Here is a 12696-nt window from a genome sequence, read left to right as displayed (position 1 = left end):
GTGAGAAGTGCGGGGCTTTTTTATGGCTGAAGATAAAGAGTCCCCTCACCCTAACCCTCTCCCGGAGGGAGAGGGGACTGACCGAGTTGTCTTGGCTCATACGCCGACCTGAAAGTATGGTGTCGATTATGGACTCAGTGCAGCACGTTCAGGTCGGCGCAACTCCCCAGCATCCCCCAATCAGTCCCCTCTCCCTCCGGGAGAGGGTTAGGGTGAGGGGTTCCTGACCTTCAGGCACAAAAAAGCCCCGACTCTCACGAGCCGGGGCTTTCTCTTGAAGCGCTACAACGGCTTAGCCGTTGAACACGTCATCCACGCTTTTCAGCGGGTAGTTCTTCGGGTACGGCAGGGTGGCCACACCGGTCTCGATGGCTGCTTTGGCCACAGCGTCGGAGATCAGGGTGATCAGACGCTTGTCCATTGGCTTCGGAATGATGTACTCACGGCCGAATTCCAGCGCAGCGCCGCCGTAGGCATCGCACACGTCCTGTGGAACCGGCAGCTTGGCCAGGTCACGCAGGGCGTTGGCAGCGGCCACTTTCATCTCTTCGTTGATGCGCTTGGCGCGAACGTCCAGGGCACCACGGAAGATGAACGGGAAACCCAGTACGTTGTTGACCTGGTTCGGGTAGTCCGAACGGCCGGTGGCCATGATCACGTCGCTGCGAGTGGCGTGAGCCAGTTCCGGGGAGATTTCCGGATCCGGGTTCGAGCAGGCGAAGACGATCGGGTTGGCCGCCATCGACAGCAGGCCTTCAGGGCTCAGCAGGTTCGGGCCGGACAGACCGACGAACACGTCAGCGCCTTGCAGAGCGTCAGCCAGGCTGCGCTTGTCGGTGGCGTGAGCGAATACCGCTTTGTACTGGTTCAGGTCGTCACGGCCGGAGTGGATCACGCCGGTACGGTCAACCATGAAAATGTTTTCGATGCGTGCACCCATGCTCACCAGCAACTTCATGCAGGAGATGGCCGCAGCGCCGGCGCCCAGGCAAACGATCTTGGCTTCTGGCAGGGTTTTGCCTGCGATTTCCAGAGCATTGATCATGCCCGCTGCGGTCACGATTGCAGTGCCGTGCTGGTCATCGTGGAACACCGGAATGTCGCACTGCTCGATCAGAGCACGTTCGATCTCAAAGCACTCTGGCGCCTTGATGTCTTCCAGGTTGATGCCACCGAAGGTGATGGAGATGCGCTTGACGGTGTCGATGAAGGCTTGCGGGCTTTCGGAGTCGACTTCGATGTCGAAAACGTCGATGCCGGCAAAGCGTTTGAACAGCACGCCCTTACCTTCCATTACCGGCTTGGAAGCCAGTGGGCCGAGGTTACCCAGACCCAGAATCGCGGTGCCATCGGAAATGACTGCAACCAGGTTGCCCTTGCCGGTGTACTTGTAGGCCAGTTCAGGATCGCGAGCGATCTCACGCACTGGTTCAGCTACGCCGGGGCTGTAGGCCAGCGACAAGTCGCGAGCGGTAGCAGTGGCCTTGGTGAGCTCGACACTCAGCTTCCCTGGACGAGGATTGGCATGATATTCGAGAGCGGCAGTTTTCAGATCAGACATTTTGGCATTCCGCTTTTTACTGTTGGACAGACTGGTCAGCGAGGATACGCGCCTCGCAAAGTCCCCACAAGACTGAGCAGTCACCCCTGTCAAGCGCCCTGTCCTACGACTTTGGGCCAAGAGCCACGGCGCACAAGGGCTTGACTGTTCACAATCGACAGAAAAAATGTCTACAATTTTATTTCAGCTCGAAGTTTTCAACATCGCCGGATCGGTCAGCGGAAGCAGCCAGCGCGACTGGCCTGATTGCAGACCTCCGCGTCGTGAGCGATCCACCACCCAGCCACGCGCCTCGACCTGCTTGCCCTTCAGCGATGGCAGCCGGGCATTGTCGAATTGTCCGACCAGATTGGGTGCAACCCGCAATACAAGCGCCCCCTCCAACTCGATCCAGATTCCGCCGCGATTGCGCTGCACGCTGGTCACACGCCCACTGACCACAGCGAAACCCGAGCGCTGAATCTGTTGCACTTTCAGTACCGGCGACTGACGCCAGACGCCCAGACTGGCGGCTCGCGCGCTGTTTTCAGCCGTCTGCTGGCAGGCCACAAGATCGACATTCGGCGCGACGGCAACCTGAAAACCGAGGCCATCGGCGAGCATTTGCGCTTCAAGATTGACGCCGCTGACGCTGTAGAGATGGGCCAGCGTACGTCCATAATGGTCTTTCGCCTGCTTGCCGGGGAGCAAACCGACTCGCCCGCCGCTGTCATCCACCAGCGTTTGCAGACGTTTGCGTGCCGCGACGGCGAACGGTTCGTCAGTGCGGCCCTGCTTGCCGAGTTCAGGCGTATTGAGGCCGATCATGCGCACACTGCGACCGTCGGTCAGGCGCACGGTATCGCCATCAACCACGCGCTGCACCGTCACCGTAGACAGTCCCGCAGGCGTCGGGCACAGGGCTTGAGCGCCGGACAGCCAAATCGCGGACACAAAAAAGGCGCCCGCAAGGGACGCCTTTTTCATCAGACCGGAAAAAACGTTGAGCTTTTCCAGAATGAAAGGCCTTAGGCCTTTTTCGCGCCGAAAGCACCGAAACGGTCGGCGAAGCGCTGAACGCGGCCACCGGTGTCCAGAGTCTTCTGCTTACCGGTGTAGAACGGGTGGCATTCGTTGCAAACGTCGATCGCCAGGGCTTTGCCGAAGGTCGAACGAGTTTCAAACTTGTTACCGCAGCTGCAGGTAACAGCGATTTCTGGGTAGTTCGGGTGGATTTCAGCTTTCATGGTGTCTTCCTCAGCTAGCGTGCCGCCACCCAACACTATTGTTGAATACCGCACGTAATTAGGCCGCGGATTCTACCAGACAATGTCAATCGCGCAAGCTGTCCCTTAGACCGACCGTCTGCTAGGCTCCCCGCCTTGAACGCATTCCCCTGTGGGAGCGGGCGCTCGCGAATGCAGTGTGTCAGGCACTGTTATTGTTGACCGATACGCCGCCTTCGCGAGCAAGCCCGCTCCCACATTAGATCTGCGCACAGTCCTTCTTTTGTGTTGATAGAGATCCCCCCGCGTGCCCGACGCCATTCTGCGCCTCGCCCTGCCTTCGCCCTTGCGCCGCCTGTTCGACTATCGGGCTCCGGCCGGCGTGCTGCGCGAACAATTGCAACCGGGCATGCGCCTGCGCGTACCGTTTGGCCGGCGCGAGATGATCGGGATCCTGGTCGAAGTCACGGACACCAGCGAGGTGCCGGTGGAGAAGCTCAAACCGGCGCTGGCCCTGCTCGACGCCACGCCGCCGCTGCCGCCAGCCCTGTTCAAGCTGTGCCTGTGGACTTCCCAGTATTACCAGCACAGCCTCGGCGATACCTTGAGCTGGGCGCTGCCGGTGCTGTTGCGCCAGGGCGAACTGGCCGAGGCCCGTCAGGAGCGATTCTGGTCAGTGGCGCCCGGCGCCAGCCTGGATGATCCACGCATCGCCCGCGCGCCGCGTCAGCGTGAGGCGCTAACCACGCTGGCCCAGCACCCGCACGGCGTCGCCCATCAGTTATTGAGCAAACTGATGCTGAGCAAGGACAGCCTCGATCTGCTGTTGGCCAAGGATCTGGTGCAGGTCGAAATCCGCCGCCATGCACCCGGCGCACGCCACGAACACTGGCTGGCGCAACCCGAGCTGCCGCTCAACAGCGAGCAGCGCGCTGCATACGAAGCCATTCGCGCCGGTTTCGAAAGTTATCACGCCTTCCTGCTGGCCGGCGTCACCGGCAGCGGCAAGACCGAAGTCTATTTGCAGTTGATCCGTGAAACCCTTGAGGCCGGCAAGCAGGCGCTGGTGCTGATTCCGGAAATCAACCTCGGCCCGCAGACCCTCGCCCGTTTCGAACAACGCTTCAACGCGCGCATCGCCCTGCTGCACTCGGCGGTCAATGATCGCGAGCGTCTCGACGCCTGGCTCGCCGCCCGCGATGGCGAGGCCGACATTATTATCGGCACCCGTTCGGCACTGTTCACCCCGATGAAGAATCCAGGGCTGATCATCATCGACGAAGAACACGACGGTTCTTATAAACAGCAGGAAGGTTTGCGCTACCACGCGCGGGATCTGGCATTGGTGCGTGCGCGTCAGGAAAACATCCCGATTGTCCTTGGCTCCGCGACGCCTTCGCTGGAAAGCCTGCACAACGCCTACACCGGACGTTATGGGCTCCTGCGCCTGAACGAGCGGGCCGGCGGCGCCAAACAGCCACGCTTCCTGCGCCTGGACGTGAAGAGTCGCCCGCTGGACAGCGGCATTTCCGGGCCGATGCAGCAAGCCATCGGCCAGACCCTCGCCGCCGGACAGCAGGTGCTGGTGTTCCTCAACCGTCGTGGTTTTGCGCCAACCCTGCTCTGTCACGATTGTGGCTGGATGTCCGAGTGCTCGCGTTGCGATGCGCGGATGACCGTGCACCAGCGTTACGGCGAACTGCGCTGCCACCACTGCGGCTACGTCGAACGCACGCCGCGCCAGTGCCCGAAGTGCAACAAGGTCGATCTGCGCCCGGTCGGTGCCGGCACCGAGCGGGCAGAGGAACGACTGGCGATTCTGTTCCCGGATTACCCGGTGCTGCGGGTGGACCGCGACAGCACGTCGCGCAAAGACGCGATGAATCAGTTGTTCGCAACGATTCAGAAAGGCCAGCCGTGCATCCTCGTCGGCACGCAGATGTTGGCCAAGGGGCATCACTTCCCGCGAGTGACGCTGGTGTCGATTCTCGATGCCGACGGCGGATTATTCTCCGGCGATTTCCGCGCCAGCGAACGCATGGCGCAATTGATCGTGCAGGTCGCCGGGCGCGCCGGGCGGGCGGAAGAACCGGGCAAAGTCATTATCCAGACCCACCTCGCCGACCATCCTTTATTAGTGCAATTGACCGAGCAGGGTTATTTCGCCTTTGCCGAACAAGCACTGAGCGAGCGCCGCGCCGCCGGGCTGCCGCCCTTTGCACATCTGGCGCTGCTACGCGCCGAAGCGCACAAGCCGGGGCAGGCTGAAGGCTTTCTCGATGAAGCGTGCAGCGAAGCCGAGCGCTTGCTGGCGGAGCAGAATTTGAGCGGCATCGAACTGCTCGGGCCAGTGCCGGCACCAATGGAGCGAAGGGCCGGGCGTTACCGTGCACAATTACTGTTGCAGGCAACGGCACGGGCACCGCTGCACCGGTTGCTGGCGAGTTGGCTGCTGGTGCTGGAGCAAATGCCGAGCGGGCGGGCGGTGCGCTGGTCGCTGGATGTCGACCCGGTCGATTTGTATTGATCTGGAGAGTGCCTTCGCGAGCAAGCCCGCTCACACAGGGTTTGTGCCAGACACAAAATGTATGAACGCCGCTGATCCAATGTGGGAACGGGCTTGCTCGCGAAGAGGCCCGAATTGTCACCACACATCCGCATCCTGCCTGCTAAGGTTGGCAAGCCCGTCTTCGCAACGGATAATGCCCAGTTTTTCCACCCGCGCATCGATGCGCCGCCGCGCTTGCGGTCGAAAGAGAAGACCATGAAAGACACCATTCGCCAGCTGATCCAACAAGCCCTCACCCAACTCGTCAACGAAGGTGTGTTGCCTGAAGGCCTGACGCCGGCGATCCAGGTGGAGAACGCCCGGGACAAGACCCACGGCGACTTCGCCAGCAACATCGCCATGATGCTGGCCAAGCCTGCGGGCATGAAGCCGCGCGATCTGGCGGAAAAAATCATCGCCGCGCTGCCGGCTGACGAAAACGTTACCAAGGCCGAAATCGCCGGTCCCGGCTTCATCAATTTCTTCCAGAATACTCAAGCGCTGGCCTCGCGCCTCGACGCCGCCCTGGCCGACGCCCACGTTGGCGTGCGCAAGGCCGGCCCGGCACAACGCACCGTGGTCGATTTGTCGGCCCCCAACCTGGCCAAAGAGATGCACGTCGGCCACTTGCGCTCGACCATCATTGGCGACGGCGTAGCCCGCGTTCTCGAATTCCTCGGCGATGAAGTGATCCGCCAGAACCACGTCGGCGACTGGGGTACCCAGTTCGGCATGCTGATGGCGTATCTGCAGGAAAACCCGATCACCAGCGACGAGCTGTCCGATCTGGAAAACTTCTACCGCGCGGCCAAGCAGCGTTTCGACGAGTCCGAAGAATTCGCCGACCGCGCCCGTGGTCTGGTGGTCAAGTTGCAGGCCGGCGACGCCGAGTGCCTGGCGCTGTGGACCAAATTCAAGGACATCTCGCTGTCGCACTGCCAGAAGATCTACGAACTGCTTAACGTCAAACTGACCATGGCCGACGTGATGGGCGAAAGCGCCTACAACGACGACCTGATCAACGTGGTCAACGACCTGAAAGCCGCCGGCATGCTGGTCGAAAGCAACGGCGCCCAGTGCGTGTTCCTCGACGAGTTCAAGAACGCCGACGGCGACCCGCTGCCGGTGATCATCGTCAAGGCTGACGGCGGCTACCTGTACGCCACCACCGACCTGGCAGCCGTGCGTTATCGCAGTGGCAAGCTCAAGGCCGACCGCGCGCTGTACTTCGTCGATCAGCGTCAGGCGCTGCACTTCCAGCAAGTGTTCGCGGTGGCGCGCAAGGCCGGTTTCGTGACCCATCCGATGGAGATGGAGCACATGGGCTTCGGCACCATGAACGGCGCCGATGGCCGTCCGTTCAAGACCCGTGACGGCGGCACCGTGAAGCTGATCGACCTGCTGACCGAAGCGCAGGAACGTGCTTACAACCTGGTGAAAGAGAAGAACCCGGAGCTGGCCGAAGACGAACTGCGCAATATCGCCAAAGTCGTCGGCATCGGCGCGGTGAAATACGCCGACCTGTCCAAGCATCGCACCAGCGACTACAGCTTCAACTTCGACCTGATGCTCAACTTCGAAGGCAACACCGCGCCGTATCTGCTGTACGCCTACACTCGCGTCGCCGGTGTGTTCCGCAAACTGGGCAAAGACTTCAGTGAAGTCGACGGTCAGATCGTTCTTGAAGCGGCGCACGAGCAAGAGCTCGCGGCAAAACTGGCGCAGTTCGGCGAAGTGCTGAACAACGTGTCCGACAAAGGCACGCCGCACATCCTTTGCACGTACCTGTACGACGTTGCCGGTCTGTTCTCCAGCTTCTACGAGAACTGCCCGATCCTCGCCGCCGAAACCCCGACCCAGATGCAGAGCCGTCTGCGTCTGGCCGCGCTGACCGGCCGCACCCTCAAGCAAGGCCTGGAGCTGTTGGGTCTGGAAACTCTGGAGCGTATGTAAGTTGGCTGCCAAGAAAAAACCTGCACCCAAGCGTGGCGCCAGCCGTTACCAAGCTCCTGCGAAGCAACCGATTCCGGGTTGGCTGTGGATGGCCATCGGCCTGACGGTCGGTGCGTTCATCGTATTTCTGATGAAACTGGAGCCGGGCAAGGGCAGCGACACGGTCAAGCGTGAAAAGGTCGAACAGGCGCAGCAGCAGAAAGCGTCGAAGATTGCCGAGGCCAACAAGACCCCGCCGAGCCCGACGCAACCGGTGAAGCCGAAGTACGACTTCTACACGCTGCTGCCGGAATCGGAAGTGATTGTGCCGCCGGACGCCGTGCCTGAAAAAACCCTGCCGACGCCGCAAGTGCCGACGACTCCGGTCACTCCGGCGGAAGCGGCAAAAATCGACACCGCACGCGCTCAAGCGGCACTGGCCGGGAATACCCCGCCGCCAGCGCCACCCGTGGCTAAAGCGGCGCCGGTGACCAAGTTCTTCCTTCAGGCCGGCTCGTTCCGCAAGGAAACCGATGCCGACAAAGTCCGTGCGCAGATCATTCTGCTCGGCCAGGCCGTGGCGGTTGAATCCGGCACGGTGAAGGATGAAACCTGGTACCGCGTGCTGGTCGGCCCGTTCAGCAACCGCGAACAACTGACCACGGCACAGAAACAACTGTCCGGCGCCGGTTTCAGCAACCTGTTGTTACAACAACGTCAAAGCCGCTGATTGTCTCCCGTGGGCACCTCACTCTGAGGCTGCCCACAATCACTGTGGTGAGGGGATTTTTTTCCGTTGGGTCGCGAAGCGGCCCTGAAATCAGCAGTTGCGCTGCATCAGGCACACCGCAAATGGTGGTTTGGCGACTGCTGCGCAGCCGAACGGGGATGAATCCCCTCGCCACAGTCATCACAACACCATTCGTCTGCCATTGCCCTCCCCGGTTGAAATCCTCTCCACCACCCCCATATGAATGGGCATAAGGCATTTTCGCCCCGCAGTGTGGAGACTCTTCCCTTGACCACCATCGTTTCAGTCCGCCGCCACGGCAAAGTCGTCATGGGCGGCGACGGCCAGGTTTCTCTCGGCAACACCGTGATGAAAGGCAACGCGAAGAAAGTGCGTCGCCTGTACCACGGCCAGGTCATCGCCGGTTTCGCCGGTGCCACCGCCGACGCCTTCACCCTGTTCGAACGTTTCGAAGGCCAGCTCGAAAAGCATCAAGGCCACCTGATCCGCGCCGCCGTCGAACTCGCCAAAGAATGGCGCACCGACCGCTCCCTGAGCCGCCTCGAAGCCATGCTCGCGGTCGCCAACAAGGACGCCTCCCTGATCATCACCGGCAATGGTGACGTGGTCGAACCCGAAGACGGCCTGATCGCCATGGGTTCCGGCGGCGCCTATGCGCAAGCCGCCGCCAGCGCGCTGCTGAAAAAGACCGACCTGTCGGCCCGTGAAATCGTCGAAACCGCCCTCGGTATCGCTGGCGACATCTGTGTATTCACCAACCACACTCAGACCATTGAGGAGCAGGATCTCGCTGAATAAGCCTGACGCGGCCCCTGTGCCACGGCTTGTTTCTGCTTGAGGACCGTCAATTATTATGTCCATGACTCCCCGCGAAATCGTCCACGAACTCAACCGCCACATCATCGGCCAGGACGATGCCAAGCGCGCCGTCGCGATTGCCCTGCGCAACCGCTGGCGCCGCATGCAGCTGCCTGAAGAGCTGCGCGTTGAAGTGACCCCGAAGAACATCCTGATGATCGGCCCGACCGGTGTCGGTAAAACCGAAATCGCCCGTCGTCTGGCAAAACTGGCCAATGCACCGTTCATCAAGGTCGAAGCGACCAAATTCACCGAAGTCGGTTACGTCGGTCGTGATGTCGAATCGATCATCCGTGACCTGGCCGATGCCGCGATCAAGATGCTGCGCGAGCAGGAAATGACCCGCGTACGCCACCGCGCTGAAGACGCCGCCGAGGACCGTATCCTTGACGCGCTGCTGCCGCCGGCACGCATGGGCTTCAGCAACGAAGAGACCCCGAGCAGCGACTCCAACACTCGTCAGCTGTTCCGCAAGCGTCTGCGTGAAGGTCAGCTGGACGACAAGGAAATCGAAATCGAAGTCGCCGAAGTCGCCGGCATCGAGATCGCCACGCCGCCAGGCATGGAAGAGATGACCAACCAGTTGCAGAGCCTGTTTGCCAACATGGGCAAAGGCAAGAAGAAGGCCCGCAAGCTCAAGGTCAAAGAAGCACTGAAGCTGGTGCGTGACGAAGAGGCCGGGCGTCTGGTCAACGAAGAAGAGCTGAAGGCCAAGGCGCTGGAAGCAGTCGAGCAGCACGGCATCGTGTTCATCGACGAGATCGATAAAGTCGCCAAACGCGGTAACGTCGGCGGCGCTGACGTGTCCCGTGAAGGCGTACAACGCGACCTGCTGCCGCTGATCGAAGGCTGCACCGTCAACACCAAGCTGGGCATGGTCAAGACCGACCACATCCTGTTCATCGCTTCCGGTGCGTTCCACCTGAGCAAGCCAAGCGATCTGGTGCCGGAGCTGCAAGGTCGTCTGCCGATCCGCGTCGAACTCAAGGCCCTGAGCCCGGAAGACTTCGAGCGCATCCTCAGCGAACCGCACGCTTCGCTGACCGAGCAATACTGCGCACTGCTGAAAACCGAAGGCCTGAATATCCAGTTCCAGCCTGAAGGCATCAAGCGTCTGGCGGAGATCGCCTGGCAGGTCAACGAGAAAACCGAGAACATCGGTGCCCGTCGTCTGCATACCCTGCTTGAGCGTCTGCTCGAAGAGGTGTCGTTCAGTGCCGGTGATCTGGCCAGCACGCACGACGAGAAGCCGATTCTGATCGACGCCGAGTACGTCAACAGCCACCTCGGTGAATTGGCGCAGAACGAAGACCTGTCCCGCTACATTCTGTAGAGCGGCAAGCTGCAAGCGACAAGCTACGGGCTGAGTTAAGCTTGCAGCTTGTTGCTTGCAGCTGAAGGCTGTTTCTATGATTCCTACCGACATCAAACTGCACAAAGCCTCGAAAACCCTGACGCTCACCTACGCGTCCGGCGAGGAATACACCCTGCCCGCCGAATTCCTGCGCGTGCATTCCCCCTCCGCCGAAGTCCAGGGCCACGGCAAACCGATCCTGCAATTCGGCAAGCTCAACGTTGGTCTGAGCAAGCTGGAACCGGCCGGTCACTACGCACTGAAATTGACCTTCGACGACGGTCACGACAGTGGCTTGTTCACCTGGGACTATCTCTACGAGCTGGGGCGACGTTATGACGCACTCTGGGCCGATTATCTGGCCGAGCTCAAAGCCGCCGGCAAAACCCGCGATCCGGACGAGTCGATCGTCAAGCTGATGCTCTAGTCCGAGACTCTTGCTCTTTAGAGGGCATTTTCTAAATTCATCTGTTTGAATGCTCCGCTGTGTAGCCGAGGATCGGCCTGCTTGCGAAAAAAATTAAACTCGGGTAACCAATGGAGCTGGCAAGTTCCCTGCAGTGCACTACGACTGTAAAGCAGCTATGCAGAATCAACGGTCACCCGAGCAGTAGTACCTGGCATTGGCTGTGGAACTGCACAGCAGAAACCGGGTACTCGTCTCAGGACAATGGAGCGTCGTAGATGAGTAACAAGAATAACGATGAGTTGAAGTACCAAGCTTCGGAGAACACCCTGGGGCTTAATCCTGTCGTTGGGCTTCGCGGAAAGGATCTGCTGGCCTCTGCTCGTATGGTGCTGAAACAGGCCATTAAACAACCGATCCATAGTGTCAAACACGTCACCCATTTCGGCCTCGAACTGAAGAACGTGTTGTTCGGCAAATCCGAATTGCAACCGGCCGGCGATGACCGTCGCTTTGCCGATCCGGCGTGGAGTCAGAACCCGCTGTACAAACGTTATCTGCAAACTTATCTGGCGTGGCGCAAGGAACTCCACGACTGGATCGACGACAGCAGCCTGTCACCCAAAGACATCGCACGCGGCCACTTCGTGATCAACCTGATGACCGAAGCCATGGCCCCGACCAACACCGCCGCCAACCCGGCGGCGGTCAAACGCTTCTTCGAAACCGGCGGCAAAAGCCTGCTCGACGGCCTCTCGCATCTGGCCAAGGATCTGGTGCACAACGGCGGCATGCCGAGCCAGGTCAACATGGGCGCATTCGAGGTCGGCAAGAGCCTTGGCGTTACTGAAGGCGCGGTGGTGTTCCGCAACGACGTGCTGGAACTCATCCAGTACAAGCCGATCACCGAGCAAGTCCACGAGCGTCCACTGCTGGTGGTGCCGCCGCAGATCAACAAGTTCTACGTATTCGACCTCAGCCCGGACAAGAGCCTGGCGCGTTTCTGCCTGCGCAATAACGTGCAGACATTCATCGTCAGCTGGCGCAACCCGACCAAGGCGCAGCGCGAGTGGGGCCTGTCGACCTACATCGATGCGCTGAAAGAAGCGGTCGACGTGGTCACCGCGATCACCGGCAGCAAAGACGTGAACATGCTCGGCGCCTGCTCCGGTGGCATCACCTGCACCGCCCTGCTCGGCCACTACGCCGCAATCGGCGAGAAGAAGGTCAATGCCCTCACCCTGCTGGTCAGCGTGCTCGACACCACACTCGACAGCGACGTCGCCCTGTTCGTCGACGAGCAGACGCTGGAGACCGCCAAACGTCATTCGTATCAGGCCGGCGTGCTCGAAGGCAAAGACATGGCCAAGGTCTTTGCGTGGATGCGCCCCAACGATCTGATCTGGAACTACTGGGTCAACAACTACCTGCTCGGCAACGAGCCGCCGGTGTTCGACATCCTGTTCTGGAACAACGACACCACACGATTGCCGGCAGCGTTCCACGGCGACCTGATCGAGATGTTCAAAAACAACCCACTGATTCGCCCGAATGCACTGGAAGTGTGCGGCACACCGATTGACCTCAAACAGGTGACCGCCGACATCTTCTCGCTGGCCGGCACCAACGATCACATCACGCCGTGGAAGTCTTGCTACAAGTCGGCGCAGCTGTTTGGTGGCAAGGTTGAATTCGTATTGTCGAGCAGCGGCCATATCCAGAGCATTCTGAACCCGCCGGGCAACCCGAAATCGCGTTACATGACCGGCGAAGAGATGGCGGCCAATGCCGATGACTGGCAAGAGAACTCGACCAAGCACACCGATTCCTGGTGGCTGTACTGGCAGGCGTGGCAGGCCGAGCGCTCGGGCAATCTGAAAAAGGCCCCACTGAAACTGGGCAACAAGGCGCATCCGGCCGGCGAAGCTTCGCCGGGCACTTACGTTCACGAGCGGTAACTGACACACCTCGATCCCCAAAATTGTGGGGTGAACTTGTGGCGAGGGGATTTATCCCCGTTGGGCAGCGAAGCGGCCCCAAAACCAGCTGACGCGGTATCTCTGAACAACCGCGTGTGAGGA

At 60.5% G+C, this 12696-nt stretch carries 10 protein-coding genes; 7 read left to right on the top strand and 3 right to left on the bottom strand.

The window, feature by feature from the left end:
* Nucleotides 1–292: 292 nt before the first annotated feature.
* The 3 genes from F2P67_RS06175 to rpmE form a co-directional block, all read right to left on the bottom strand.
* On the bottom strand, nt 293–1561 hold the full coding sequence (locus tag F2P67_RS06175; RefSeq protein WP_166218573.1) for a malic enzyme-like NAD(P)-binding protein: 1269 nt from the start codon (nt 1559–1561) through the stop codon (nt 293–295).
* 183 nt (nt 1562–1744) lie between these two features.
* Nucleotides 1745–2527: a thermonuclease family protein gene (locus tag F2P67_RS06170; RefSeq protein WP_166218571.1), complete on the bottom strand. Its 783-nt coding sequence runs from the start codon at nt 2525–2527 to the stop codon at nt 1745–1747.
* Nucleotides 2528–2568: 41 nt separating this feature from the next.
* A complete protein-coding gene (rpmE, locus tag F2P67_RS06165; RefSeq protein ID WP_166218569.1) occupies nt 2569–2787 on the bottom strand; it encodes a 50S ribosomal protein L31 in 219 nt (72 codons plus the stop codon).
* A gap of 286 nt (nt 2788–3073) precedes the next feature.
* On the opposite strand from rpmE, the gene F2P67_RS06160 reads away from it, so the two are divergent.
* From F2P67_RS06160 to phaC, 7 genes are all read left to right on the top strand, one after another.
* On the top strand, nt 3074–5293 hold the full coding sequence (locus F2P67_RS06160) for a primosomal protein N' (RefSeq protein WP_166218567.1): 2220 nt from the start codon (nt 3074–3076) through the stop codon (nt 5291–5293).
* 237 nt (nt 5294–5530) lie between these two features.
* Nucleotides 5531–7267, top strand: coding sequence for an arginine--tRNA ligase (gene argS / locus F2P67_RS06155; RefSeq protein WP_166218565.1), 1737 nt, complete (start codon nt 5531–5533; stop codon nt 7265–7267).
* Between the two features lies 1 nt (nt 7268).
* Nucleotides 7269–7976 carry an SPOR domain-containing protein gene (locus F2P67_RS06150; protein WP_166218563.1) on the top strand — a complete coding sequence of 236 codons (708 nt, stop codon included), beginning with the start codon at nt 7269–7271 and terminating at the stop codon, nt 7974–7976.
* Between the two features lie 288 nt (nt 7977–8264).
* Nucleotides 8265–8795, top strand: a complete 531-nt coding sequence (hslV, locus tag F2P67_RS06145) for an ATP-dependent protease subunit HslV (protein WP_007968352.1) — start codon at nt 8265–8267, stop codon at nt 8793–8795.
* 55 nt (nt 8796–8850) lie between these two features.
* A complete protein-coding gene (gene hslU / locus F2P67_RS06140; protein ID WP_095047201.1) occupies nt 8851–10188 on the top strand; it encodes an ATP-dependent protease ATPase subunit HslU in 1338 nt (445 codons plus the stop codon).
* A gap of 76 nt (nt 10189–10264) precedes the next feature.
* Nucleotides 10265–10636 carry a gamma-butyrobetaine hydroxylase family protein gene (locus F2P67_RS06135; protein WP_029977569.1) on the top strand — a complete coding sequence of 124 codons (372 nt, stop codon included), beginning with the start codon at nt 10265–10267 and terminating at the stop codon, nt 10634–10636.
* A 257-nt stretch (nt 10637–10893) separates the two neighbouring features.
* A complete protein-coding gene (gene phaC / locus F2P67_RS06130) occupies nt 10894–12573 on the top strand; it encodes a class II poly(R)-hydroxyalkanoic acid synthase (protein WP_166218561.1) in 1680 nt (559 codons plus the stop codon).
* The last annotated feature ends 123 nt before the right edge of the window (nt 12574–12696 follow it).

Source organism: Pseudomonas atagonensis, from assembly GCF_011369485.1.
In the GTDB taxonomy this organism is placed as follows: Bacteria; Pseudomonadota; Gammaproteobacteria; order Pseudomonadales; family Pseudomonadaceae; genus Aquipseudomonas; species Aquipseudomonas atagonensis.
The sequence above is the reverse complement of the archived record's forward strand: the minus strand, read 5'-3'. Positions and strand labels throughout refer to the sequence as shown.